This window comes from Paraburkholderia sp. GAS32 (assembly GCF_050434225.1).
Classification (GTDB): Bacteria; Pseudomonadota; Gammaproteobacteria; order Burkholderiales; family Burkholderiaceae; genus Paraburkholderia; species Paraburkholderia madseniana.
In genome coordinates, this window is the sequence record NZ_JBNPVS010000030.1 from 52,858 (window position 1) to 74,330 (window position 21,473).

The following is a 21,473-nucleotide window of genomic DNA, read 5'->3' on the forward strand; positions in this document are numbered from 1 at the left end:
TATCGCCGGCCTGACAAACAAAAAGCGGCTCGTGTGGGCCGCTTTTTTTACGCCGATGCACGCCGTAAATGGCGCCGGCAGAACAACTAGGCTTTAAGCCCCTTCGGTCAACGCCCGAATAGTCGGCAGGTTGCGCCAGTAGCCTTTCGCATCCATCCCGCAACCGAACACGTAACGGTCCGGCACTTCGAAACCACAGTAATCCGGGCGCAGCGGCTTGGCCTTCGGAATGATCTTCTCGCACAGCACCGCGCTCAGGAAGCGCTTCGCGCCCATCGCGAGGATGCGATCGCGGATCGCGGCCATCGTCTCGCCTTCGTCGAGGATGTCGTCGAGCACCAGCACGACGCGATCCTTCACCGACTCAGCCGGCGCCACGCGCCACTGCATCTCATTGCCACCCTTGGTGGTGTTGCGATAGCGGGTCAGGTGGATGTAGTCGAACTCGAGCGGGAAATCGAGGTGCGGCAGCAACATGCCGGTGAACACCGCCGCGCCGCCCATCACCGACAGCACGAGCGGGAAGTCCTCGCTCATCTCGTTGCGGATGGCGGCAGCCATGCCGCTGATCGACGCGTTGACGTCGTCGGCCGAAACGATTTCTTCGGAGTGGCTAAAAATATGGAGAGCTTCTTCGCGGTTCATGACGTCTGACGGGCGGTAACTGTATACATAGTGTGGGTGAGAACGACGGCGTGCGGTACAGAATAAACCCGCACAAATCCGGAGTCAGCCGCGCGTGCCGTTGTTTATGCACGGAAGCACGCGCGCCGCCGTCTTGCTAAAGCTTAGCGCATGCCGGGCATCATGCCCTTCATGCCGCGCATCATCTTTTGCAGATTGCCGCCCTTCAGCTTTTTCATCATCGTGCGCATCTGGTCGTACTGATTCAGCATGCGGTTGACTTCCTGCACCTGCACGCCTGCGCCGGCGGCAATGCGGCGCTTGCGGGTGGCCTTGATCAGATCGGGCTTGGCGCGCTCCAGCGGTGTCATCGAATTGATGATGCCTTCCATGCGGCGCATCTGCGATTCGGCCATGCCCATATTGGCGCCGGCAGCGGCCTGCTGGAACTGCGCGGGCAGCTTGTCCATCAGCGACGACAGGCCGCCCATGCTCTTCATCTGCGTAAGCTGCGCGCGGAAATCGTTGAGGTCGAAGTCGCCGCCTTTCTTGACCTTGTCGGCGAGCTTCTGCGCGGCCTGAACGTCCACACCGCGTTGTGCTTCTTCGACGAGGGCGAGAATGTCGCCCATGCCGAGAATCCGGTTCGCCATGCGATCCGGGTAGAAAATTTCGAGGCCATCGAGCTTTTCGGCGACGCCGACGAACTTGATCGGCTTGCCCGTCACGTGGCGCACGGAGAGCGCCGCGCCACCGCGTGAATCGCCGTCGAGCTTGGTGAGGACGACGCCGGTGAGCGGCAATGCGTCGCTAAAGGCCTTCGCGGTGTTGACCGCGTCCTGGCCGAGCATCGCGTCGACGACGAACAGCGTTTCCGCCGGTTTCAGCGTGCTGTGCAGCGCGGTGATTTCGGCCATCATCGCTTCGTCGATACCCAGACGGCCGGCCGTGTCGACCAGCAGCACGTCGTGGTAGTGGCGCTTGGCCCAATCCACCGCGGCGATCGCGATATCCACTGGCTTCTGATCCGGTTCCGACGGGAAGAAGTCCGCGCCGACCTGCTCGGTCACCGTCTTCAACTGCGCAATAGCAGCCGGGCGGTAGACGTCGCACGAAACGGTGAGGACCTTCTTCTTGTACTTTTCGCGCAGGAGCTTGGCGAGCTTGCCGACCGTGGTCGTTTTGCCGGCGCCTTGCAGACCCGCCATCAGGATGACGGCCGGCGGCGTGACGGCGAGGTTCAGCTCGACAGCCTTGCCTTCATAGTCGCCGCCGATGATCGCGGTCAGCTCGCGCTGCACCACGCCGACCAGCGCCTGACCCGGGGACAGGCTGCTGATCACCTCCTCGCCGAGCGCTTTTTCCTTCACCTTGGCGATGAACTCGCGCACGACGGGCAGCGCCACGTCCGCTTCGAGGAGCGCGAGGCGCACTTCACGCAGCATTTCCTGGGTGTTCGCCTCGGTGAGCCGGGCTTCGCCGCGCAGCGTCTTGACGACGCGCGCCATCCGTTGAGTCAGATTGTCGAGCATGGGGAGCGATGAACTGTGCGGCCGGAGCGGGGCGCGATGAGGGAGACGTCGCGGAGCAGGGGCCTAGTGTAAACTTCGAATATGGATATTGTACTGTATGCCCTCACTGCGCTCCTCTACGGCGGTCTAGCCGTGGCCGGCTGGCGCTCGCACCGGCACGCCGCCTTGCGCCCCATGCTCGAGAGCGTGCCGCCGGTGCCCGTCTCCGCGGGCATCCCGGCCTCATCGGCCGCTTCGGGCATGAGCACCTCGGGCCGCGCGCTGCTGTTTGTCGCGCTGCTTGCCCACGGCGTGCTGCTGCACACCACCATCTTTCCCCAAAACGCGATGGTGTTCGGTTTCGCGTTCGCGCTGTCGGCGATGTTCTGGCTCGGCGCCGGCATCTACTGGATCGAGAGCTTTTTCTTTCCACTCGACGGCTTGCGCCTGCTGGTGTTGCCGCTTGCCTGCGTCGCTTCTTTATTGCCGCTGGCGTTCAATGGCGTGCGCGTGCTGCCGTATTCAGCCGCGCCGATGTTCAAGCTGCATTTTCTGATCGCCAATATCGCGTACGGCTTGTTCGCGATCGCGGCGCTGCACGCGGTTCTGATGCTGCTGGTCGAGCGGCGTCTGCATGCCATGCGCGGCGGCATGTCGCAACGCAATACGGCTGCGGCGGGCAACGGCTGGCTGTCGAGCTGGCTCGACACCTTGCCGCCGCTGCTGACACTTGAAAAGCTGCTGTTCCGTCTGATCGGCGCCGGCTTCGTGCTGCTCACGCTGACGCTGGTATCGGGCATCCTGTTCAGCGAGCAACTGGTCGACCGCGCCTTGCGGCTCGATCACAAGACCGTCTTCGCGATTCTTTCCTGGGTGATGTTCGGCGCGCTGCTGACTGCGCGCAAGGTTTCCGGCTGGCGCGGCCGTGCGGCATTGCGCTGGGTGCTGGCGTCGTTCGTCGCGCTGTTGCTGGCGTACGTCGGCAGCCGTTTCGTATTCGAGGTGCTGTTGCACCGTGCTGTAGTGTGAGTGTCCTGCTATGCGACAAATTTTTCTGCTGATCCTGTTGTTCATCGTTGGCCAGTGGCTGGTCAAGGCGCTGCGTCGCCATGACGCGCAAGCGTCGCAACGCACCGGCGCCGGTGCGAATGGCGCCGCGGGTGCCGGCGGTGCAAGAGGCCAGAGCGGTCCGAATGGCGGCGCGCGTGGACCCAATGCGCCGCAAGCGCAGCCCCAGCTCGCCGAGCCGATGATCCGTTGCGCCGAGTGCGGCGTGCACGCGCCGAAGAGCGACTCCGTGGTGGTGGCGGGGCAGCCTTTCTGCAGCGCCGCGCACGCGCAGCGTCATGGCGCGCGTCCCTCGGGCCGCGACGCTCGATGAACGTCGCGTTCACCGTCGATGCCGACGGTTGGGTTGCCGCCGCACGCAAGCTGCCATCGCCGAATTTCGAAGCGCGGCCCGAAGGGGCCGTGCCGACGCTGATCGTCGTCCACAACATCAGCCTGCCGCCAGATGAGTTTGGCGGCACGGCGATCGCCGAACTGTTCCAGAACACACTCGACTGCGACGCTCACCCGTACTACGACACGCATCTGCGCGGCGTGCGGGTGTCGGCGCATTTCGTGATTCATCGCGATGGCGCGCTCGAGCAATTCGTGTCCTGCAACGAGCGGGCATGGCACGCCGGGCCGTCGAATTTTTTCGGCCGCGAGCGCTGCAACGATTTCTCGATCGGCATCGAGCTGGAGGGCAGTGATACGACTGCTTTCGAAGCGGCGCAATATCGCACGCTCGGTGCACTTGTGACGGCGCTCAAGGCCCGCTATCCGGTCGAAGGGCTTGCCGGTCACTCGGACATCGCCCCGGGTCGTAAGACCGATCCAGGGCCGCATTTCGAGTGGCAGCGTCTGCAGCGCGACACCGCGTTGGCGGATCAGTACTTCCCCTATCTCAAGTTTTCCAAAACGCTGTAACGACCCTTCGCGCAACCTCGCGTGATGCGAGGAGAACAAGGCGCTGCCTTGTTCTCCGGGGAGTCGGCTTCGCGTCGCGCTATGCAAAAGTCAAGCCTTTGAAAGCAAATAAAACGATTTGACCTGTCTTGAAACTACACTATACTTGGTGTCAGAAATTCAGTTTTGCACTATATCTTGTGTCCGGTGTGTATAACTCTGTGCATAACTGAGTGCATAAGTCTGCGGCGCCCCGCTTCCCAAGCACGGCGCCGCAAGCATTCCGGGCAGCGATAAAAATTCCTGCGGCGTGGCCGGTCGAGAGAAGCGGCAGCGCCCAGAAACATTCAGGAAAAGGGCATAGCAAGTGATCGCGACACACATGGTGAAGACCGTTATCAATTCGAATCAGGCTTCACCGCTGTCGCATCCCACCACCCGGCTCAGCCGGCCTTTTTCCTGCACCCCATCGCTTGCGCACGCGGCGGCGCAGCGTTCGTTTTAATCCGCGGCTATCTCCGCAACATTTCCAAGACCAGGAGCTTTGCACATGCAAACCACCGACAACGCGACGACCCGGTACGAGGGTTCACCGGCTGGCCAGACCTTCGGCCAGACACAAGGCGCCCAGGCGCTCGCGCCGCAAGTGACCTACGCCGACTACAAGGTGATCCGTCGTAACGGCAGCGTGGTGTCGTTCGAGCCGTCGAAAATCGCCATCGCCGTGACGAAGGCATTTCTGGCCGTCAACGGTGGTCAAGGCGCGGCGTCGGCTCGCGTGCGCGAACTGGTCGAGCAACTCACGCAGAATGTGGTGCGTGCGCTCGTGCGCAGCCGTCCGAATGGCGGCACGTTCCATATCGAAGACATCCAGGATCAGGTCGAACTCGCGCTGATGCGCGGCGGCGAACACAACGTCGCGCGTGCGTACGTGTTGTATCGCGAGAAGCGCACCCAGGCGCGCGGTCATGACGACCAGATCGTCGCCAGCACGCCGGGTCTGAACGTCACCGACAACGGCGTGACGCGTCCGCTCGACATGGCTGCGCTGCGCGGCATCATCGAACTGGCCTGCTCGAACCTGGGCGACGCCGTGAGCGCCGATCCGATCATCGCGGAAACGGTCAAGAATCTGTACGACGGCGTGCCGATGAGCCAGGTCTACGACTCGGCAATTCTGGCTGCCCGCACGATGATCGAAAAAGACCCGGCGTACAGCCAGGTCACCGCACGCATCCTGCTGCACACGATCCGCCGCGAGATCCTCGAAGAGGAAGTCACGCAAACGGAAATGGGCGAGCGCTACGCCGAGTACTTCCCGCAATTCATCAAGCGCGGCGTGCAAGCCGAGCTGCTCGACGACAAGCTGCTGCAGTTCGACCTGAAGCGCCTCGGCGCCGCACTCGACAACAACCGCGACCTGCAGTTCGGCTACCTCGGTCTGCAAACGCTGTACGACCGCTACTTCCTGCATCACGACGGCGTGCGCATCGAAATGCCGCAGGCATTCTTTATGCGTGTGGCGATGGGTCTGTCGCTGAACGAGATCGACCGCGAAGCGCGCGCGATCGAGTTTTACAAGGTGCTGTCGAGCTTCGACTTCATGTCGTCCACGCCCACTTTGTTCAACTCGGGTACCCGCCGCTCGCAACTGTCGTCGTGCTACCTGACCACGGTCGACGACGACCTCGACGGCATCTACGAAGCGCTGAAGGAAAACGCGCTGCTGTCGAAATTCGCCGGCGGTCTGGGCAACGACTGGACGCGCGTGCGTGCTCTGGGTTCGCACATCAAGGGCACCAATGGCAAGTCGCAAGGCGTCGTGCCGTTCCTGAAGGTCGTCAACGACACGGCTGTCGCTGTGAACCAGGGCGGCAAGCGCAAGGGCGCGGTCTGCGCGTACCTGGAAACGTGGCACCTGGACATCGAAGAATTCCTCGAGCTGCGTAAGAACACCGGCGACGACCGTCGCCGCACCCACGACATGAACACGGCGAACTGGATTCCCGACCTGTTCATGAAGCGCGTGCACGAAGGCGGCGACTGGACGCTGTTCTCGCCGTCCACCTGCCCGGATCTGCACGACAAGTTCGGCGCGGAGTTCGAAACGGCTTACACGGCTTACGAAGACAAGGTCGCGCGGGGCGAGATCAAGCTGTTCAAGAAGATCCCGGCGGCGCAACTGTGGCGCAAGATGCTGGGCATGCTGTTCGAAACCGGCCACCCGTGGATCACGTTCAAGGATCCGTGCAATGTGCGTTCGCCGCAACAGCACGTCGGTGTCGTCCACTCGTCGAACCTGTGCACGGAAATCACGCTGAACACCAGCGACGCCGAAATCGCCGTCTGCAACCTGGGCTCCGTGAACCTCGTCGCTCACCTGAAGGAACAGGCCGACGGCACCCTGGCGCTCGACCACGACAAGCTCAAGCGCACCGTCAGCGTGGCGATGCGCATGCTCGACAACGTGATCGATATCAACTACTACGCGGTTGCCAAGGCGCGTAACTCGAACCTGAAGCATCGTCCGGTCGGCATGGGCATCATGGGCTTCCAGGACTGCCTGCACCTGCTGCGCACGCCGTACGCGTCGCAAGAGGCGGTTGCGTTCGCCGATACGTCGATGGAAGCGGTCTGCTACTACGCTTACTACGCGTCGACGGAACTGGCGCAGGAACGCGGCCGTTACTCAAGCTACCGCGGCTCGCTGTGGGATCGCGGCATCCTGCCGCAAGACTCGGTGAAGCTGCTGGCCGAAGCGCGTGGCGGTTACGTCGAAGTCGATTCGAGCGAATCGATGGACTGGACCGAACTGCGTTCGCGTATCGCCACCTACGGCATGCGCAACTCGAACTGCGTCGCCATCGCACCGACGGCGACCATCTCGAACATCATCGGCGTGTCGGCCTGTATCGAACCGACGTTCCAGAACCTGTATGTGAAGTCGAATCTGTCGGGCGAATTCACGGTGGTCAACGACTACCTGGTGCGCGACCTGAAGGAACGCGGTCTGTGGGACGAAGTGATGGTCGCCGACCTGAAGTACTTCGACGGCACGCTCTCGCGCATCGACCGCATCCCGGCCGACCTGCGCGCGATCTACGCGACCGCGTTCGAACTCGATCCGGTGTGGCTGGTCGAGGCGGCTTCGCGTCGTCAGAAGTGGATCGACCAGGCCCAGTCGCTGAACATTTACATGGGCGGCGCGTCGGGCAAGAAGCTCGACGAGATCTACAAGCTCGCATGGGTGCGCGGTCTGAAGACGACCTACTACCTCCGCACGATGGCGGCGACGCACGTCGAGAAGTCGACGGTGGCGCACGGCGCGCTGAACGCGGTGAGCTCGGGTGGCGGCGAAGGGTCGGGCGGTGCAGGTGGTGTCGGCGGGGGCGCGGCCGGCGGCTTCGGCGCGAGCGGCGGTGCAGCTTCGGGCGGCATCCAGGTCGCGGCGGCAGCGCCGGCAGTTGCGGTCGAAGCAGCGCCGGAAGCGGATGGTCCGGTGTGCATGATGCGTCCGGGCGATCCTGGTTTCGACGAGTGCGAGGCTTGCCAGTAAGAAGCCTGGCAACTGCCGGGCAAGCACGAAGCAGGCGGAAGGATCGCCGCCTGGCTAAGGGTTGTAGGTAAAGACCCGAATGCAGCGATCAGCAAGCCTCATAGAAGTGATGCATAAGTGAAGTAGACGAGCGGCGCAGCGAAACGAAATCGACGTTGCGCTGCTCGTCGAAAAGCAGCGAAGCACGGCAAGCAACTGAAGTCGTGAAGCGGCAGGCAAACAGCAGGCAAGCGGTAAGCAAGTAGTAGATGAAGCAGACAGCAGTCGGCAGCACAGACGAAGCGCTCGACATGAAGCGCTCAGCAAACGCCCCGGTCGAAGGTCGATCGACACAGCCGGCCAGATGCATCGCTCGACATTGCATTGAACTTCACCTCGCCGGCACTGACGAACAGGCAACCACGGGACAGCCGGAACGTCGGCACGAGGCAGCAGGAAGCAATCGCAAAACGCTGCAAGCACGCTCCGCAATACAGATAGATAGAGCAGCGAAACGTCGCTTTAACACGTTGCTCTTCGAGCTCGCGAAGCACCTCGACGACACACGTTCAACACGCTTCACATGAGGCGACACACACAGTCTGTTGAACAAAGTGTTGTATGAACGTAGCAACGCGAATCGAAAACAGGATTTTTCATCAGCGAACTCTTTTATCGCTCGTGAAAAGATGGTACAAACCGTTCTAAATTGATGGTGACATTTATGCTCAACTGGGATGACGAGATCACTGCCGTAACTCCCTCGAGCGCTACGCAACAGAATGTGTTGCGCAACGCTGCGGGATCGGCTGTCGGTTCGCAAGTCGGAACGCGTTCCGCTCCTCACGCTCCCTCGGCTCAAGACATCTTCGCGAACGACATCGCTGTCGCTCCCGTCGCTCATGTGACCCACGCTGCTACCGGAACGGCTGCCGCCTCCGAAGCGCGAGTCAATGTCGCCGACAAACGCATCATCAACGGCCAGACCGACGTCAATCAGTTGGTGCCGTTCAAATACAAGTGGGCCTGGGAAAAGTATCTGGCTGGTTGCGCCAACCACTGGATGCCGCAAGAAGTGAACATGTCGCGCGACATCGCCCTCTGGAAAGACCCGAACGGGCTGACCGAAGACGAGCGCCGCATCGTCAAGCGCAACCTGGGCTTCTTCGTGACGGCTGACTCGCTGGCTGCCAACAACATCGTGCTGGGCACCTACCGCCACATCACGGCGCCCGAATGCCGCCAGTTCCTGCTGCGCCAGGCGTTCGAAGAGGCGATCCACACGCACGCTTACCAGTACATCGTCGAGTCCCTGGGTCTCGACGAAGGCGAAATCTTCAACGCGTATCACGAGGTTTCCTCGATCCGCGCGAAAGACGAATTCCTGATTCCGTTCATCCATACGCTGACCGACCCGGCCTTCAAGACCGGCACGCTCGAGGCAGACCAGACCCTGCTGCGCTCGCTGATCGTGTTCGCCTGTGTGATGGAAGGCCTGTTCTTCTACGTCGGCTTTACGCAAATCCTGGCGCTGGGCCGCCAGAACAAGATGACCGGCGCGGCGGAACAGTACCAATACATCCTGCGCGACGAGTCGATGCACTGCAATTTCGGCATCGACCTGATCAACCAGATCAAACTCGAAAACCCGCAACTCTGGACGGCTGAGTTCCGCGCGGAAATCCGCGAGATCTTCCAGCAAGCGGTCGAACTTGAATATCGTTACGCAGAAGATACGATGCCGCGCGGGGTGCTCGGCCTCAATGCGTCGATGTTCAAGAGCTATCTGCGTTTCATCTGCAACCGCCGTTGCCAGCAGATCGGTCTCGATCCGCTGTACCCGAACGAGGAAAACCCGTTCCCGTGGATGAGCGAGATGATCGACCTGAAGAAGGAACGCAACTTCTTCGAGACGCGAGTGATCGAATATCAGACTGGCGGCGCGCTGACCTGGGAGTGATCCGGGTTCGTGTCGCAGATGCATTCATTTTGGGGATGCCGGCAGGCTTCGGCCGCGGCAATTTAGTTAGGAGCAGAACCGCCTGATGCAAATTGTGCCCAGTGCGCCGCGTGCCTTCGCGGCCCACAAACATGACTGGCACTTTGCGAACCCTTCAGTGGGATGGGCAAACTTCCCCCCGGAAAAAGCCGCTGGCGTCGCCGCCAGCGGCCCGATCAAGCAATTGCCGGCGTTGAGATCCAGCGCCGACCAGATCTGGCGCGCGGTGCCCAAGGGCACGGCGCGCCTTACCGCATTCATTAGCGTAAGCGCGCAGCACCTGCGTACGCCGATGAATAGCCCGCTTCGTAGCGCGCGCCCTGAGAAGCGTCCGCGGGAAGCGGGTTTTGACGAAGGGTGTAGTTTGAACTGACTCTCATCTGAAAACCTGAAGGAGAAAATGATGGCAACTATCAAGAAAGCAGCAGCTAAGAAACCCGCAGCTAAGAAAGCTGCTCCGGCAAAGAAGGCTGCTCCGGCGAAAAAAGTCGCTGCTAAGAAAGTCGCAGTGAAGAAGGTTGCAGCGAAGAAGGCTGCTCCGGCGAAGAAAGTCGCTGCTAAGAAAGTCGCAGTGAAGAAGGTTGCAGCGAAGAAGGCACCGGCAAAGAAGGCGGCGCCGGCTAAGAAGGCAGCAGTGAAGAAGGTTGCAGCAAAGAAGGCAGCACCGGCGAAGAAGGCTGCAGCGAAGAAGGCGCCGGCTAAGAAGGCTGCTGCCAAGAAGGCTGCGCCTGCCAAGAAGGCTGCTGCCAAGAAAGCTGCGCCTGCCAAGAAGGCTGCCGCCAAGAAGGCTGCGCCTGCGAAAAAGGCTGCCGCTAAAAAGGCTGCGCCTGCCAAGAAGGCTGCCGCGAAGAAGGCCGCTGCTCCTGCCAAGAAGGCTGCCCCTGCGAAGAAGGCTGTCGCCAAGAAGGCTGCTCCTGCTCCCGCTGCGACTTCTGTCTCGAGCGCACCGGCGGCGACGGTGAAGACCGCGCTGAACCCGGCAGCGGCATGGCCGTTCCCGACGGGCAGCCGTCCGTAAGCAGTAGAAGTACTTCGACACGTCGTACTGTGTGTCGATGATCGAGTAGCGCTTGAAGCAACATCACCGAGCGCTACTCGGTCAGGGTCCCGTTGCCGGGTTTCTGGCGACGGGATTTTTTTTGCTCGGGCGAAGGCGCCGGTTTTGAGAAACGAGTGCAAAACCCGCAGGCGAAAAAAAACGCATGCACAGAGGGCATGCGTTTGAGGTCGTCGCGGCGGCGCGTGAAGCGCGACCGCACGAGAGGGGAAACTTAGTGCGTGACGCGCGTGACGCCGCCGCTGGAAAGCAGACGGACGCGCTCGCCGGCGCGGAAGATTTCGCCGGTGGCGCTTTGGGTGATCGCGCGCATGTCGCCGTTATCGAGTCGCACGGTGATCTCGAGGCCGTCGTGCACCGCGACGCCGTTCTCGACGGCATTGCCTGCCACTGCGCCAGCCAGGCCGCCGATGATGCCCGTCACGATCGAGCCGCGACCGCCGCCGATCGCGCTGCCGGCCACCGCGCCCAACGCACCGCCGCCGATCGCACCCAGGCCGCTCGGCTGGCCGTTGTTCGAACTGATCTTCACGGCCCGAACGCTGTCGACCGTGCCCATGCGGACCGTCTCTTCGCGCTGTGCCTGCGACGCGGTGTAGACGTCGGCAGAACTGCTGTTGTACGCACACCCCGACATGGCCAGCGAACCGGCAATCAAGGCGGCCACTACCAGACGACTCGTTGTTCTCATTCCCTAACTCCAATAGCTTGCGGCATTACTGCAGGTCGTATCCGAACGCCTGCTTGAACCGTTCGTTGATCTCCGCCCGGTTGGGCGCGTAGTTTTGCGGGCCCTGGTGTTCGATCTTCAGCGCGCCCATCAGGCTCGCCAGACGCCCGGTGGTCGCCCAGCCCAGCTTGTTCTCGATGCCATACAGCAGGCCGCCGCGGAACGCGTCGCCGCAGCCCGTAGGATCGAGCACCTGCTGTGCCTTGACCGCCGGAATGGCTTCGATGCTGCCGGCGTGATGGATCTGCGCGCCTTGTTCGCCGAGCGTGACAATCAGCGCTTCGACCTTGCCGGCGATCTCTTCGATCGACCAACCCGTTTTGTTGCTCACCAGTTTGGCTTCGTAATCGTTGACAGCTACGTAAGTAGCAAGTTCAATCATGCGGCGTAGCGACTCACCGTCGAACAGCGGCAAACCTTGGCCCGGATCGAAGATAAACGGCACGCCGGCCGCTGCCAGGTGCTCGGAATGCTGGATCATGGCGTCGTAACCATCCGGTCCGACGATGCCAAGCGTGATGCCCTTCGCTTCGTCGGCACGGTTCAGATGCGCCTGCATCATCGCGCCCGGGTGGAACGCCGTGATCTGGTTGTTTTCGAGGTCGGTGGTGATCATCGCCTGGGCCGAGTACGTGTCCGGCACCACCAGGACGTTTTCCGTCGAGAGGCCGAGCTGCGTGAAGCGGTCCATGTAGAGCTGCGCGTCGATCGCGCCAAGCGCGCCCATGATGCGCGCGTTGCCACCCAGCAGATGCAGCGAGTAGGCGATATTGCCCGCGCAGCCGCCGAACTCACGGCGCATCGTCGGCACGAGGAAGCTCACGTTCAGGATGTGGACCTGCTCCGGCAGGATGTGCTCCCGAAAGCGGCCTTCGAAGGTCATGATGTTGTCGTAGGCGAGCGAACCGCAAATCAGCGTAGCCAAGGCGAGCGTTCCTGTAAAAATCGATAAAGAGAATGGCGCGACGACGTGACAGCGCCGCGCATGAAGCGCGGCGCCGGGGTTCGTGCGCGAAGGTTTTACTTCAGCGCGGCAAGCGCTGCGTCGTAGTTCGGTTCGTTCTTGATTTCGCCGACCAGCTCAGCGTGCACGACCTTGTCGTTCTCGTCGAGGACCACCACGGCGCGTGCCGTCAGACCCGTTAGCGGGCCGCTCGTGACGTCGACGCCATAGGCTTGCGCGAACTCATGGCCGCGGAACGTGGACGCCGTCACGACGTTCTCGATGCCTTCGGTCGTGCAGAAACGCGATGCGGCGAACGGCAGGTCGCCCGACACGACGATCACAGCCGTGTTGCTCAGCTTGGCTGCTGCCTCGTTGAACTTGCGGGTCGACGTGGCGCAGGTCGGTGTGTCGAGGCTCGGGACGATGTTCAGCACCTTGCGCTTGCCGGCGAAGTCGGCCAGCGACAGGGGCTTCAGATCCTTGCCGACCAGCGAGAAGGCGGGGGCAGTCTGGCCCGCGCTCGGGAACGTGCCGGCTACTTCGATCGGGTTGCCACCCAGCGTAACTTGACTCATGTTGTCGTGCTCCGAAAATTCGTCAGTAATGACGGTGAACACGCCCGGTCAGTGCCGGGCGCGAGGATGCGTTACGGATAAAAAATCTGTACGCGGAAATTGGACGCGACCGCATTGCCCGTGTCGAGATGCACGATCATGGTCTGGGTCGTGTGCGCCGGCAGTCCGGCCGCGATCGGCGTGCCGGGTGCGACGTAGTCTTGCGGCCACAGCACGCGGCGCACGGCGACATTGTTCTGGTCGTCGAGCAGCGTGAGTTCGATGGCCGGGTAGGCCAGCGCAACATTGGCGCGGTTGCGCAGCGGCATCTTCAGTTCGAGCTTGTGCGGGCCGTCGATCTGCCGCAGGTCGGACGGTTCGACCTGCAAACCGTCGATGTCGTGCGGCGGCGTGATCTGGCAGCCGAGCTGCGCGCAGGCCTTTACGTAGAGCGTCTGCGAACGTGGGAAGTAGACCTGCATGGTTTCACGCTGCCACCAGGCGAGTTGCGCGAGCAGGGCGATAACCAGTAGCGCGGCGACCACCGAGCCGAAGATGATCCAGCCGAGGCGGCGCGGTTCGGCCGGACGTGTTTCGCGTACCACCGGGAAGGGATCGACGCCGTCATGCACCGGCTGGACCGCGAAGGGTTCGCCGCTCGATCCAAAGGTGGCTGGACCTGGACCTGAGCCACCGCCCGCGGCGGCGGCACCCAGTCCGGCTGCCGCAGCTACGCCTGCAGCGCCTAAACCGGCCCCACCTAAGCCGGCCGCACCGAAATGCGGTTCATTGTCAGAAATGCCATGCAAGCTGGCCGGTTCGTGCAAAACCGGCTCGTCAGCATCAGCGAGATGTTCAGAAGGACGCTCGGTCTTGTGCCAGACGCGCGGCGCTGCGTCCGCAGACGGATTGGCCTCACGAGCAAAAGGCTCACGCGGCAGGTCCGGGGGCGCCTCGGCCTCGTGGGCAACGGGTTCGAGCGGCGCGCTCGCGAGACTGGGGGGGGCGAGCGGCGCGCTCGCGAGACTGGGTTCGTGGTCGGCAGGAATCGGCGCGGTGAAGGCGCTCGCCGGCAGTTCCGGCTCGGTAGCGTGGCGCGGCGTGACCGCGACGCCTGCACCGGTGGAAATCGGCGTGAGCGGCAGGTTGCTGGCGTTGTGAAGCAGGCGGTTGTCGATCGCGGCGTCGGGCGCCGGTGCCCACGGATCCCATGCTTCAGCACTGAAATCGGGGCCCTTGGGGCGTACGCCGGACAAAGCCTCGATCGCCGCAGCCGCGGCAACCGGCTTGGCGGTGGAGAAGTCGCCGTCCTCGTTCAGTTCGAACAGGCTGCTCGATGCGTCAAATACTTCATGGCATTGCCCGCACCGCACGAGGCCGCGGCGCAGCGCGAGCTGCGCCGGTTGCAGGCGGAAGACGGTTTCGCAGAAGGGGCAACGCGTCGCCAGGAGCATATTGAGCCGGTAAGCCGAAAGGCCGTTGGTTGGACAATACGCCTTATTCTAATGGCTTTCGCGGCGCGTTCCCGTCAGGCATACCCAACCTTCGTGTTCGCGCCATACGCCGATGTCGATCCATCGCGAATAGACCTGCGCCACTTCGTCCGCCTGGCGCGCCAGAATGCCTGACAGCGCGATCCGGCCGCCCGGCTTGACCTTCGACGACAGCATCGAGGCCATCAGCTTGAGCGGGTTGGACAGGATGTTGGCGACCACGATATCGAACTCGCCGGTGGGGCATTCGTCAGGCAAACCGTACGTGACTTCCGCCCGGTTGCGCTCGCTGTTGTGACGGGCCGATTCGACCGCCTGCGGGTCGATATCGATGCCGTACACCGGGTTGGCGCCGCACTTCTTCGCGAGGATTGCAAGGATGCCCGAGCCGCAGCCGTAGTCGAGCACGGATTGCTCCGCCTTCACCGACTGCTCAAGCCATTCCATGCACAGACGCGTAGTGGGATGGCTGCCGGTGCCGAACGCGAGGCCCGGATCGAGTTCCAGCACGAGTGCGTCAGGGTCCGGTGCGTCGTGCCACGAGGGCACCACCCAGATGCGCTCGCCGATCGAAATCGGATCGAATTGCGACTGTGTGAGACGCACCCAATCCTGCTCTTCGACTTCACGCACGGTAAACGATGGCGCGCTTTCCAGCCCCACCTCATTGGCCGCCGCCGCGAGCAGCACACCCGGCTCCTGTTCCGGCGCGAGCAGTGCGATCACGCGCGAACGCTGCCACGCCGTGCGATCCGGCGTGAGACCGGGCTCGCCGAACAGCGGCTGCTCGTCGGGCGTGTCGGCGTCCGCATCTTCGACCGATACGGACAGCGCGCCCAACTCGAGCAGCGCGTCGGAGAACTCCTCCGCGTGCTCGCGTGCCAGCTCGGCGATCAGTTCCCGGTAGCTCATGACTTACGCTTCTTCCGGCGCGGCCTGCTGCTTCGCGGCCAACCGGTTTTCGAGGTAGTGAATGCTGGTGCCGCCTTCCACGAACTTCGCGTCCAGCATCAGCTCGCGGTGCAGCGGGATGTTGGTCTGGATGCCTTCCACCACCATTTCCGACAGCGCGATGCGCATCCGCTTGATCGCCTGTTCGCGCGTCGCGCCATAAGCGATCAGCTTGCCGATCATCGAATCATAGTTCGGCGGCACGAAATAGCCATTGTAGGCGTGCGAATCGACGCGGATGCCGGGGCCACCCGGCATATGCCACGACGTCAAACGTCCCGGCGACGGCGTGAACTTGAACGGATCTTCCGCGTTGATCCGGCATTCGATCGCGTGACCCTTGAACACGATGTCGCGCTGACGGAAGGCGAGTTTCTCGCCCGCTGCGATGCGAATCTGTTCCTGCACGATGTCGACGCCGGTGATCAGCTCGGTCACCGGATGCTCGACCTGCACGCGCGTGTTCATCTCGATGAAGTAGAACTCGCCGTTTTCATACAGGAATTCGAACGTACCCGCGCCAAGATAGCCCATCTTCTTGCAGGCGTCCGCGCAGCGATCGCCGATTCGGTCGATCAGGCGGCGCGCGATACCGGGCGCCGGCGCTTCTTCGATCACCTTCTGGTGACGGCGCTGCATCGAGCAATCGCGCTCGCCGAGCCAGACTGCGTTCTTGAACGAGTCGGACAGGATCTGAATTTCGATGTGCCGCGGGTTCTCCAGGAATTTCTCCATGTAGACCTGCGGGTTGCCGAACGCACGGCCGGCTTCCTCGCGCGTCATGTTGACCGCGTTGACCAGCGCCGCTTCGGTGTGGACCACGCGCATGCCGCGGCCACCGCCGCCGCCGGCGGCCTTGATGATCACCGGGTAGCCGACCTGGCGGGCAATTTTCACGATCTCTTTCGGATCTTCCGGCAACGCGCCTTCAGAACCCGGCACGCAGGGCACGCCGGTCTTGATCATGGTTTGCTTGGCGGTCACCTTGTCGCCCATCATCCGGATCGTTTCCGGGCGCGGGCCGATAAAGGTGAAGCCGGACTGCTCGACGCGCTCGGCGAAGTCGGCGTTTTCCGACAGGAAGCCGTAGCCAGGGTGGATCGCTTCGGCGTCCGTCACTTCTGCCGCGCTGATCAGCGCCGGCATGTTCAGGTAGCTCAGATTCGAAGGCGCCGGGCCGATACAGACCGCCTCGTCGGCGAGCTTCACGTACTTGGCTTCCTTGTCGGCTTCCGAATAGACGACGACCGTCTTGACGCCGAGTTCGCGGCAGGCGCGCTGGATACGAAGCGCGATCTCGCCACGATTGGCAATGAGAATTTTTTCAAACATAGCGGGTTTTCGACTCATCAATGGGCGCCCGGTTGATCACAACACAGGCTGCCTCAGAGGATCGGTCGCGCGCCTCGGCAGGGCAGACGCGCGGGCGGCAGGCGCAAAAAAAGCGCAAAGCGTGCCGCGTTAGCCGACCACGAACAACGGTTGGCCGTACTCGACCGCCTGGCCGTTTTCGACGAGGATTTCCTTCACCACGCCGGACTTGTCCGACTCGATTTCGTTGAGCAACTTCATCGCTTCGATGATGCAGATCGTCTGGCCTTCCTTGACCGTGTCGCCCACCTGGACGAACGGATCGGCGCCCGGCGACGGCGCGCGGTAGAAGGTGCCGACCATCGGCGAGGTCACCACGTGGCCTTGCGGCGCGACGGCGGCCGGCGTAGCCGGGGCGCCCGCTGCGGCAGCCGGTGCTTCGCCGCCCGGCAGCGGTACCGGCTGGGCATATTGCGGAGCATACGAAGCGGACGGTTGCACGTAAACCGGCGGCGCATTCTTGACGATGCGGACCTTGCCTTCGCCTTCAGTCACTTCGAGTTCGGAAATACCGGACTCCGAGACGAGGTCGATCAGAGTTTTAAGTTTACGTAGATCCATCAGGAAGCCCCTTTCAATGCGTAAAGTGCCGGCGCGTGCAATCGCAGTACCCGGCTTAAATTGGACGTGTTTGGAATCAGCCGCGCGACGAGCCGGCCGACAGCCGGTCGAGCGCGAATTCGAGCGCGTACATATATCCCTTCCAGCCGAGGCCGCAAATCACGCCTTCAGCCTGGTCGGAGAAATACGAGTGATGCCGGAACGGTTCGCGGCGATGTACGTTCGAGAGATGAATCTCGACGAACGGGATGCCGACCCCCGCCAGTGCGTCCCGAATGGCCACGCTGGTGTGCGTGTACGCGGCGGGATTGATCAGTATGAAATCGGTTTTTTCAGTCCGGGCGGATTGGATGCGATCGACTAGAGCGCCTTCATGATTGCTCTGGAACGACGCGAGTTCGACGCCGGCGTCCGCTGCGCGGTCCGCGAGTGCCTGATCGATCTGCGGCAGCGTTACTCGACCATAAACCTCGGGTTCCCGGGTGCCGAGAAGGTTGAGGTTGGGGCCGTGCAGTACCAGCAGTCGCGTCATGGTCGCTTCTTTTTCCGTGGAATTGGGCGCACTTTAGCGCTGATTAGAGAAACTTGTCTAGTTTCCTGCGCGTTGGAAACGATCCCGGCGACCTTTCGCCACCTCTCCGGGCGCCCATCTTCTCCCAAATTTGAGCGATTTGCGCGTAATTTCGCGCCTTTTGCCCCGATCTGATCGTCAAAAGAATGTGAAATTTAGAGCGCGTCGAGCGTCTGTTTCAGCGCTTGCGGGTCGATTTGGCCTAATTTTGTCGAACGAATGTTGCCTTTTGCGTCAATGACGACGGTAAAGGGCAGGCCACCGGCGGTGTTGCCAAACGCGCGCGCGAGGTCGGCGCCGCCGAATCCGGTCACGTAGATCGGATAGGCTACTTTCACCTTCTGCAGGAACGCCTGAACGTTTTTATCCGAATCGACGCCAAGTCCTACGAACTGGATCCCTTTCTTTGCATATTCGCGTTGAAGTTGCGAAAGAGCGGGCATTTCCTCGACGCACGGTCCGCACCACGACGCCCAGAAGTTGACGACGATTGGGTGGCCTTTAAGCAAACTTAGCGATTGCGGCTTGCCGTCGACATTCGTGACGGGCGCGGTCCAAAGTTGCTCGACTGCGCTTTGCGTGGAACCGGGCTGCGCCGCGTGGGCGACTTCCGGGTCGCCGTTCAGCAAGTGATTGGCCAGCACCCCGCCACCCGCAGCGGCGATCGCGACAAGCGCGCCTGCCAGAATCCGTGTCGTATTCATTCCAGGTCTGTCTAATTAGTTGAAGAGGTGACGTTGCTGCTGTCGAGCAGCGCCTGAACGGCCTGCTGATTCGCCCGGGCCGTGCGGCCGCGCGCGTCGGCCCGAACCGCGCCGCGCAAGTCGTCCGTTTCGTACAGGGCGACGTGGATGCCGGTCGGCTCCGCATCGCGCCCTTCGTTTGTGGGGCGCCAGAGGAAGCTCAGCGTCTCGACGTAACCGCGGCCGGCAAAATGCCGCGTCTCCGAAACGTCGTACTGGATGTTGGCGTTCAGAAAGTAGATCGCGACTTCTTTCGGGTTGTCGCAGAACACCTGCAGGTGAATATCCGAGTGTTCACCCGCTGTGCCGCCGAGCACCGCGCCGGTCAGATAGGGATTGAACGGCGCAAGCCGCTCCATCCAGTCGATCGCGATACGGCGCAGCCGCCGCAACAGCGCCGGCTGGCTGTCACCCTGGAAAAGCGACTGATATTCACGGATTTCTTCTTCAATCTGGTCGTTATCCGGCAGCCATTCGCCGGCAACACGGCTCTCGCCGACTACCTGCCGTGCCGCTTTACGCTTGGCCGTTGCGTAGTCCAGACCGTCTTCAGCGATCATCCGGGCAGCCGCAATGGCGATTTCCTCGCGCACGCGCTGCGGATCGAAATGTGATTTGCGAACCATCTCTCAATCATACTAGAGATTGATGGCAGCCCTTTCTGGGCGGTTCATGCCGGGCATTTTGCGGGGGCGGGGCGGGCAGCCATCCTGGCGGCCCCGTTCGTAGGGCGATTCGGAGGCGTCGGTTACAATAGCGTCCTTTGCGGACGGTCGTTTCGACCGCTCTTCTGCACTCCCATCCCTCGCAAAATACGCCCGCGCGGCACGACAGGCTTATGCACATCCACATCCTCGGTATCTGCGGCACGTTCATGGGCGGACTCGCGGTCCTCGCGCGCGGCGCGGGCCACACCGTGACGGGCTGCGACGCCGGCGTCTATCCGCCGATGAGCACGCAGCTCGAGGCGCAAGGCATTCGTCTGATTGAAGGCTATGACGCCGAGCAGTTGAACGGCCTCAACGCCGACCTGTTCGTGATCGGCAATGTGGTCTCGCGCGGCAACCCGCTCATGGAAGCGATTCTCGATCGCGGCCTGCCTTACGTCTCCGGTCCGCAGTGGCTCGGCGAGCATGTGCTGAACGGCAAGTGGGTGCTGGCGGTGGCCGGCACGCACGGCAAGACCACCACCAGTTCGATGCTGACCTGGCTGCTCGAAGACGCGGGTCTTAATCCGGGCTTCCTGATCGGCGGCGTGCCGCTGAACTTCGGCGTGTCGGCGCGGCTGACCGATTCGAGCTTCTTCGTGATCGAAGCCGACGAATACGACACGGCCTTCTTCGACAAGCGCTCGAAGTTCGTCCACTACCGGCCGAAAACCGCGGTCCTGAACAACCTCGAGTTCGATCACGCCGACATTTTCCCGGATCTGGCGGCGATCGAAACGCAGTTCCATCACCTGATCCGTACGGTGCCGGGCATTGGCCGTATCGTCACGAACGGTCGTGAAGACGCGCTGGAGCGCGTGCTGACGCGCGGTTGCTGGAGCGAAGTCGAACGGTTCGGCGTGCAAGGCGGCTGGGAAACCTTGCCGGCGGAAGACGGCGTGCCGGTCGACGAGCGTTTCGCCGTGTATCACAACAGTGAGCGCGTCGGCGTGGTCGATTGGCAGGTGCAGGGCGAACACAACCGCATGAACGCGCTTGCTGCGATCGCCGCCGCGCGCCATGTCGGCGTGCCGCCGGCGCAAGCCGCGAAGTCGCTGGCGAGCTTCCGGAATGTGAAGCGCCGTATGGAAGTGCGCGGCAGCGTCGACGGCGTGACCGTCTACGACGATTTCGCCCACCACCCCACGGCGATCGAAACCACGGTGGCCGGACTGCGCGCACGCGTCGGTCATGAAAACACGAGGATCCTGGCCGTGCTGGAGCCGCGTTCGAACACCATGAAGCTCGGCGTGATGAAGGCGCAACTGCCGGCGAGTCTGGCCGACGCCGACCTCGTGTTCGGCTACGGTGCGCCGGCCGGCCGCGACGCACTCGGCTGGGATCTCGGCGAGGCGCTCGAGCCGCTCGGCGGCAAAGCGCAGGCTTTCGACAATCTCGACGCGCTGGTCAAGGCGGTGGTTCACGCAGCGCGCCCCGGCGACCAGATTCTGGTGATGAGCAACGGCGGCTTCGGCGGCGTGCATCAGAAGCTGCTCGACGCACTTTCCGCGCGAGGGGCTTCGTGATCCTTTATCTGCACGGTTTCCGCTCGTCACCTAATTCGTTCAAGGCGCGCGTGCTGGCGGCGCGCCTCGTCGAACTCGGCCGCAGCGACGAATGGTGCTGTCCGATGCTGCCGGTCTCGCCGTTCGAGACCGTGGCGCTCGCCGAATCGCTGGTGGCGGCTGCGAAGCCGAAAGACGTCACGGTGATCGGCAGTTCGCTCGGCGGCTACTTCGCCACGCATCTCGCCGAGAAGCACGGCTGGCCGGCGGTGCTGCTGAACCCGGCGGTCGTGCCGCAGCGCGACCTGAGCGCCTATCTCGGCGAGCAGCCGCTGTGGCACGGCGGCGGCAGCATCACCGTCGAGCCGCATCATCTGGACGAGCTGCGCGCGCTCGGCGTCGCGTCGATCACGCGGCCCGAACGCTATTATTTGATGGCCGCCACCGGCGACGAAGTGCTCGATTACCGCGAAATGCTCGCGCACTATCCGGGCGCGCGCACTACGCTGATCGAAGGGAGTGACCACGCGATCAGCGAGTTCGCGCAATACGTCGACGAGGTGCTGGCCTTTTGCGATGCCGAAGACGTCGAGCCGCCGGCGCCGCGCGAAGCGGCCTGAGCGTGCCGACGATCCCGCAGCGAGGCCGTTGCGGATCACCAG

At 62.7% G+C, this 21,473-nt stretch carries 22 protein-coding genes; 9 read left to right on the forward strand and 13 right to left on the reverse strand.

Annotated features, from left to right (window positions below):
* Positions 1-93 precede the first annotated feature (93 nt).
* The gene (locus P3T25_RS30435; protein WP_012434394.1) at positions 94-645 is read right to left on the reverse strand and encodes a hypoxanthine-guanine phosphoribosyltransferase; all 552 of its coding nucleotides are present in this window, start codon (positions 643-645) and stop codon (positions 94-96) included.
* A gap of 143 nt (positions 646-788) precedes the next feature.
* The gene (gene ffh, locus P3T25_RS30440; RefSeq protein WP_171926735.1) at positions 789-2,156 is read right to left on the reverse strand and encodes a signal recognition particle protein; all 1,368 of its coding nucleotides are present in this window, start codon (positions 2,154-2,156) and stop codon (positions 789-791) included.
* 81 nt (positions 2,157-2,237) lie between these two features.
* Here ffh and P3T25_RS30445 point away from each other — a divergent pair, with 81 nt between their 5' ends.
* The 4 genes from P3T25_RS30445 to P3T25_RS30460 all read left to right on the forward strand — a co-directional run bounded on the left by P3T25_RS30445 (position 2,238) and on the right by P3T25_RS30460 (position 7,644).
* On the forward strand, positions 2,238-3,164 hold the full coding sequence (locus P3T25_RS30445; RefSeq protein WP_154558134.1) for a cytochrome C assembly family protein: 927 nt from the start codon (positions 2,238-2,240) through the stop codon (positions 3,162-3,164).
* Between the two features lie 10 nt (positions 3,165-3,174).
* On the forward strand, positions 3,175-3,516 hold the full coding sequence (locus P3T25_RS30450; RefSeq protein WP_154558133.1) for a PP0621 family protein: 342 nt from the start codon (positions 3,175-3,177) through the stop codon (positions 3,514-3,516).
* Positions 3,513-4,109 carry a 1,6-anhydro-N-acetylmuramyl-L-alanine amidase AmpD gene (gene ampD, locus P3T25_RS30455; RefSeq protein WP_429360568.1) on the forward strand — a complete coding sequence of 199 codons (597 nt, stop codon included), beginning with the start codon at positions 3,513-3,515 and terminating at the stop codon, positions 4,107-4,109. The genes P3T25_RS30450 and ampD overlap by 4 nt, the downstream gene beginning before the upstream one ends.
* Before the next feature lie 529 nt (positions 4,110-4,638).
* Positions 4,639-7,644, forward strand: a complete 3,006-nt coding sequence (locus P3T25_RS30460) for a ribonucleoside-diphosphate reductase subunit alpha (protein WP_429360570.1) — start codon at positions 4,639-4,641, stop codon at positions 7,642-7,644.
* Positions 7,645-7,732: 88 nt separating this feature from the next.
* Here the strand turns inward: P3T25_RS30460 and P3T25_RS30465 are convergent, their stop codons facing one another.
* A complete protein-coding gene (locus P3T25_RS30465) occupies positions 7,733-8,008 on the reverse strand; it encodes a hypothetical protein (protein ID WP_429360572.1) in 276 nt (91 codons plus the stop codon).
* A 339-nt stretch (positions 8,009-8,347) separates the two neighbouring features.
* On the opposite strand from P3T25_RS30465, the gene P3T25_RS30470 reads away from it, so the two are divergent.
* From P3T25_RS30470 to P3T25_RS30480, 3 genes are all read left to right on the forward strand, one after another.
* On the forward strand, positions 8,348-9,583 hold the full coding sequence (locus P3T25_RS30470) for a ribonucleotide-diphosphate reductase subunit beta (RefSeq protein ID WP_054040807.1): 1,236 nt from the start codon (positions 8,348-8,350) through the stop codon (positions 9,581-9,583).
* Positions 9,584-9,668: 85 nt separating this feature from the next.
* Positions 9,669-9,995, forward strand: coding sequence for a hypothetical protein (locus P3T25_RS30475; RefSeq protein ID WP_093645212.1), 327 nt, complete (start codon positions 9,669-9,671; stop codon positions 9,993-9,995).
* A 30-nt stretch (positions 9,996-10,025) separates the two neighbouring features.
* The gene (locus P3T25_RS30480) at positions 10,026-10,640 is read left to right on the forward strand and encodes a histone H1-like DNA-binding protein (protein WP_093645210.1); all 615 of its coding nucleotides are present in this window, start codon (positions 10,026-10,028) and stop codon (positions 10,638-10,640) included.
* Positions 10,641-10,893: 253 nt separating this feature from the next.
* Here the strand turns inward: P3T25_RS30480 and P3T25_RS30485 are convergent, their stop codons facing one another.
* The 10 genes from P3T25_RS30485 to P3T25_RS30530 all read right to left on the reverse strand — a co-directional run bounded on the left by P3T25_RS30485 (position 10,894) and on the right by P3T25_RS30530 (position 19,225).
* On the reverse strand, positions 10,894-11,370 hold the full coding sequence (locus P3T25_RS30485) for a glycine zipper 2TM domain-containing protein (protein WP_054040737.1): 477 nt from the start codon (positions 11,368-11,370) through the stop codon (positions 10,894-10,896).
* 25 nt (positions 11,371-11,395) lie between these two features.
* Entirely contained in the window at positions 11,396-12,334 is a 939-nt protein-coding gene (locus tag P3T25_RS30490) for a carbohydrate kinase family protein (protein ID WP_429360575.1), read from the reverse strand.
* Positions 12,335-12,429: 95 nt separating this feature from the next.
* The gene (tpx, locus tag P3T25_RS30495; RefSeq protein WP_154558128.1) at positions 12,430-12,930 is read right to left on the reverse strand and encodes a thiol peroxidase; all 501 of its coding nucleotides are present in this window, start codon (positions 12,928-12,930) and stop codon (positions 12,430-12,432) included.
* Between the two features lie 71 nt (positions 12,931-13,001).
* Positions 13,002-14,363, reverse strand: coding sequence for a DUF3426 domain-containing protein (locus tag P3T25_RS30500; protein ID WP_429360577.1), 1,362 nt, complete (start codon positions 14,361-14,363; stop codon positions 13,002-13,004).
* 48 nt (positions 14,364-14,411) lie between these two features.
* Complete coding sequence (gene prmA / locus P3T25_RS30505) at positions 14,412-15,314, reverse strand: 50S ribosomal protein L11 methyltransferase (protein WP_171926730.1); 903 nt, start codon at positions 15,312-15,314, stop codon at positions 14,412-14,414.
* Between the two features lie 3 nt (positions 15,315-15,317).
* Positions 15,318-16,685: an acetyl-CoA carboxylase biotin carboxylase subunit gene (gene accC, locus P3T25_RS30510; protein WP_054040733.1), complete on the reverse strand. Its 1,368-nt coding sequence runs from the start codon at positions 16,683-16,685 to the stop codon at positions 15,318-15,320.
* Positions 16,686-16,814: 129 nt separating this feature from the next.
* On the reverse strand, positions 16,815-17,285 hold the full coding sequence (gene accB, locus P3T25_RS30515; protein ID WP_097390440.1) for an acetyl-CoA carboxylase biotin carboxyl carrier protein: 471 nt from the start codon (positions 17,283-17,285) through the stop codon (positions 16,815-16,817).
* Between the two features lie 76 nt (positions 17,286-17,361).
* Complete coding sequence (gene aroQ, locus P3T25_RS30520; RefSeq protein WP_030100935.1) at positions 17,362-17,817, reverse strand: type II 3-dehydroquinate dehydratase; 456 nt, start codon at positions 17,815-17,817, stop codon at positions 17,362-17,364.
* Positions 17,818-18,011: 194 nt separating this feature from the next.
* Positions 18,012-18,560 (reverse strand): TlpA family protein disulfide reductase, encoded by a 549-nt coding sequence (locus P3T25_RS30525; protein WP_408381942.1) that lies wholly within the window; start codon positions 18,558-18,560, stop codon positions 18,012-18,014.
* Positions 18,561-18,571: 11 nt separating this feature from the next.
* Positions 18,572-19,225 carry a UDP-N-acetylmuramate--alanine ligase gene (locus P3T25_RS30530; protein WP_154558123.1) on the reverse strand — a complete coding sequence of 218 codons (654 nt, stop codon included), beginning with the start codon at positions 19,223-19,225 and terminating at the stop codon, positions 18,572-18,574.
* A gap of 212 nt (positions 19,226-19,437) precedes the next feature.
* On the opposite strand from P3T25_RS30530, the gene mpl reads away from it, so the two are divergent.
* Together mpl and P3T25_RS30540 are read left to right on the forward strand one after the other, a co-directional pair.
* On the forward strand, positions 19,438-20,832 hold the full coding sequence (mpl, locus tag P3T25_RS30535; protein WP_171926726.1) for a UDP-N-acetylmuramate:L-alanyl-gamma-D-glutamyl-meso-diaminopimelate ligase: 1,395 nt from the start codon (positions 19,438-19,440) through the stop codon (positions 20,830-20,832).
* Positions 20,829-21,431, forward strand: a complete 603-nt coding sequence (locus P3T25_RS30540; protein WP_171926725.1) for a YqiA/YcfP family alpha/beta fold hydrolase — start codon at positions 20,829-20,831, stop codon at positions 21,429-21,431. The genes mpl and P3T25_RS30540 overlap by 4 nt, the downstream gene beginning before the upstream one ends.
* The last annotated feature ends 42 nt before the right edge of the window (positions 21,432-21,473 follow it).

Excerpts from the sequence above, each read along its gene's own strand:
- P3T25_RS30435 (WP_012434394.1), bottom strand. The coding sequence starts at position 645 with ATGAACCGCGAAGAAGCTCTCCATATTTTTAGCCACTCCGAAGAAATC.
- ffh (WP_171926735.1), bottom strand. The coding sequence starts at position 2,156 with ATGCTCGACAATCTGACTCAACGGATGGCGCGCGTCGTCAAGACGCTG.
- P3T25_RS30445 (WP_154558134.1), top strand. The coding sequence starts at position 2,238 with ATGGATATTGTACTGTATGCCCTCACTGCGCTCCTCTACGGCGGTCTA.
- P3T25_RS30450 (WP_154558133.1), top strand. The coding sequence starts at position 3,175 with ATGCGACAAATTTTTCTGCTGATCCTGTTGTTCATCGTTGGCCAGTGG.
- ampD (WP_429360568.1), top strand. The coding sequence starts at position 3,513 with ATGAACGTCGCGTTCACCGTCGATGCCGACGGTTGGGTTGCCGCCGCA.
- P3T25_RS30460 (WP_429360570.1), top strand. The coding sequence starts at position 4,639 with ATGCAAACCACCGACAACGCGACGACCCGGTACGAGGGTTCACCGGCT.
- P3T25_RS30465 (WP_429360572.1), bottom strand. The coding sequence starts at position 8,008 with ATGCAATGTCGAGCGATGCATCTGGCCGGCTGTGTCGATCGACCTTCG.
- P3T25_RS30470 (WP_054040807.1), top strand. The coding sequence starts at position 8,348 with ATGCTCAACTGGGATGACGAGATCACTGCCGTAACTCCCTCGAGCGCT.
- P3T25_RS30475 (WP_093645212.1), top strand. The coding sequence starts at position 9,669 with ATGCAAATTGTGCCCAGTGCGCCGCGTGCCTTCGCGGCCCACAAACAT.
- P3T25_RS30480 (WP_093645210.1), top strand. The coding sequence starts at position 10,026 with ATGGCAACTATCAAGAAAGCAGCAGCTAAGAAACCCGCAGCTAAGAAA.
- P3T25_RS30485 (WP_054040737.1), bottom strand. The coding sequence starts at position 11,370 with ATGAGAACAACGAGTCGTCTGGTAGTGGCCGCCTTGATTGCCGGTTCG.
- tpx (WP_154558128.1), bottom strand. The coding sequence starts at position 12,930 with ATGAGTCAAGTTACGCTGGGTGGCAACCCGATCGAAGTAGCCGGCACG.
- P3T25_RS30500 (WP_429360577.1), bottom strand. The coding sequence starts at position 14,363 with ATGCTCCTGGCGACGCGTTGCCCCTTCTGCGAAACCGTCTTCCGCCTG.
- prmA (WP_171926730.1), bottom strand. The coding sequence starts at position 15,314 with ATGAGCTACCGGGAACTGATCGCCGAGCTGGCACGCGAGCACGCGGAG.
- accC (WP_054040733.1), bottom strand. The coding sequence starts at position 16,685 with ATGTTTGAAAAAATTCTCATTGCCAATCGTGGCGAGATCGCGCTTCGT.
- accB (WP_097390440.1), bottom strand. The coding sequence starts at position 17,285 with ATGGATCTACGTAAACTTAAAACTCTGATCGACCTCGTCTCGGAGTCC.
- aroQ (WP_030100935.1), bottom strand. The coding sequence starts at position 17,817 with ATGACGCGACTGCTGGTACTGCACGGCCCCAACCTCAACCTTCTCGGC.
- P3T25_RS30525 (WP_408381942.1), bottom strand. The coding sequence starts at position 18,560 with ATGAATACGACACGGATTCTGGCAGGCGCGCTTGTCGCGATCGCCGCT.
- P3T25_RS30530 (WP_154558123.1), bottom strand. The coding sequence starts at position 19,225 with ATGGTTCGCAAATCACATTTCGATCCGCAGCGCGTGCGCGAGGAAATC.
- mpl (WP_171926726.1), top strand. The coding sequence starts at position 19,438 with ATGCACATCCACATCCTCGGTATCTGCGGCACGTTCATGGGCGGACTC.